The sequence below is a fragment of the Rhodococcus sp. (in: high G+C Gram-positive bacteria) genome (assembly GCF_049286785.1).
Classification (GTDB): Bacteria; Actinomycetota; Actinomycetes; order Mycobacteriales; family Mycobacteriaceae; genus Rhodococcus_F.
Genome location: NZ_JBAQEO010000350.1, coordinates 1 through 2,233 on the forward strand (window position 1 = coordinate 1; position 2,233 = coordinate 2,233).

The 2,233-nt window shown below is 66.4% G+C and carries 3 protein-coding genes; 2 read left to right on the top strand and 1 reads right to left on the bottom strand.

Annotated features, from left to right (window positions below; translation table 11 throughout):
- Positions 1-291 precede the first annotated feature (291 nt).
- Complete coding sequence (locus tag WAW17_RS13100) at positions 292-642, bottom strand: cytoplasmic protein (protein ID WP_422333398.1); 351 nt, start codon at positions 640-642, stop codon at positions 292-294.
- Positions 643-718: 76 nt separating this feature from the next.
- Between WAW17_RS13100 and WAW17_RS13105 the strand changes: the two genes are divergently transcribed.
- A complete protein-coding gene (locus WAW17_RS13105; RefSeq protein ID WP_422333399.1) occupies positions 719-1,336 on the top strand; it encodes a TetR/AcrR family transcriptional regulator in 618 nt (205 codons plus the stop codon).
- 70 nt (positions 1,337-1,406) lie between these two features.
- Positions 1,407-2,233 (top strand): FAD-binding oxidoreductase (locus WAW17_RS13110; protein WP_422333400.1); only part of this gene is annotated, 827 nt, incomplete at its 3' end.

Sequence of the window (2,233 nt, forward strand, 5' to 3'; positions counted from 1 at the left end):
GTTCGACCTGCGCGTACGTCAGCTCGTCCTGGTGGTCGCGAAGGCAGAGGCGGTCTGCGTTGACTGCGGGCTGGTCCCAGGGCAGGTAGCCGAGGTTCATGGGTGCGCCTTTCGACGAGAGATCGTGGTGTGATCTCCGACACTAATGACGCAGAGTGCACCTGCCCATGTCCAGCGCAAACCAACTTGCCTCGAGCGGTTGTGCATAAAGCACAAAGCGCCACGTTCGAGGTCGGCGGCGGGTCACGACGAGCATTGCTCGTCGGGCTGTTGCGGCCCTTCGGGGAATGGCTACGTCACGCTGGGGCCGAGTGGCGCGTAGGTGGTCGAGGTGCTTTGCGGCGCAGGCTCTTTCAGCTCGATGAACAGGGCGTGGGTGATGGTGTCGCCGATGTTCTCACCCGCGTGCTCCTGCGCCGAGAGCCACCGCACCTGCCCCGCGGTGAGGTCGACTTCGACCTCGCGGCCACCGGTCGAGATTCGCCTGTGAAACGTCGAGAGTGGATACAAGATGCTGTCCGGATGGCTGTGCGGGTGTGTTTTGTCGCCCGGTTGGTCCTTGTATTCGAGGACTCGCACCCGTTCGTTCTCGAAAATCACCCGGTACAAATCGGGATCTGTGACTGACGGATCGTGGCTCATGGGCGGCTCACCTGCAGATTCTGGTCCCGGCGGATATGGGACTCCAGTCCCATGGGACTACGGTACCATCTTGGTAATGGCGGTACCATATGTGGAAACCGGGCGAAGTCAGCAGAAGGCGCGGACGCGGGATGCGCTGGTCGCCGCGACGCGTCAGCTGCTCGCGGGCGGGACCACGCCGACGGTGGGAAGTGCCGCCGAGGCCGCGGGCATCTCGCGGACTACCGCCTACCGCTACTTCCCGAATCAGAGATCACTACTGTCGGCGGCCCACCCCGAGATCCGTCTGAACTCCCTTTTGCCCGAGGATGCACCCGATGATCCGCTGGCCCGACTCGAGCTGGTCATGCGTGAGGCCATTCGGATCACCGTCGAGTGGGAACCGCAGCTCCGAGCGTCTCTGCGGTTGTCGCTGGAGCCGGGAGCCGAAGCGCCGGTGCTGCGGCAGGGCCGTGCAATCGGCTGGATCAAGGACGCGCTGTCGCCACTGCGGGACACGCACCCGCAGGTCGACGTGCATCTGCTGGCCGTCGCCATACGCGCCGCGACGGGAATCGAATCCTTCATCTGGCTCACCGACGTTGCCGGGCTCGGCCACGACCGGGCCGCCGAACTCATGCAGTGGTCGGCTCGGGCTCTGTTCCTGGCCGCCTGCTCGGGTGCGCCGCCACCGGCGCCGATGTCCCCGCGGTGACGACCTCTGACGCCACCCACCCTAGATGTGGATTGTTGACAATCTGCGGAACCGCCTCGACGATGTAGCCATGGCCCAGTTGACCCCGATCGCCGACGCGCTCGGCGCACTGGGCATCGACCTCGACACCTCCTCGCGCCGGCGCGCCGAGTACTCCTTCGACGCCTCCAACTACCGGGTGGCTCCGCTGGCCGTGGCCTTTCCTCGGTCCGTCGATGACGTCGTGGCGATCGTCCGGGCCTGTGCAGGCCACGGAATCCCCGTCACCAGCCGCGGGGGCGGCACGTCGCTGGCGGGCAACGCGATCGGCAGGGGCGTGGTACTCGACTTCTCCCGGCATATGAACAGGATGCGCACAGTCGACGCGTTCAGTCGCACGGCCGTTGTGGAGCCCGGCATCGTTCTCACCGACCTGCAGAATCAGGTGCAGCTGGCCACTGACGGCGCGCTCACCTTCGCTCCCGATCCGTCCAGCAAGTCCCGCGCCACGGTGGGCGGTGCCATCGGCAACGACGCCTGCGGCAACCACTCGGTGCGCTACGGCCGTACCTCGGATCACGTCGTCGCCCTCGACCTGGTGACCGCGAGGGGTCACCGGCTCACGGCGACACGGAGTGGCCTGCGTGCCGGCGATGCCGCCGATGCCGAGGCGGTTGTCGAGGCTCAGCGTCTCACCACGGGTCTCGAAGGGCTAGCCGGCGACCATCTTGCCGATTTCCGGCTCGAACTCGACCGGATTCCCCGCCAGGTGTCCGGGTATCATCTCGGGAAGCTGTTGCCCGAGAACGGGTTCGATGTGGCTCGGGCGTTGGTGGGCAGCGAGGGAACCTGTGCAGTGATCGTGGCCGCCACCGTCGTTCTGGTGCCGGTGGCGCCGGCTGCGATGCTGCTGTGCCT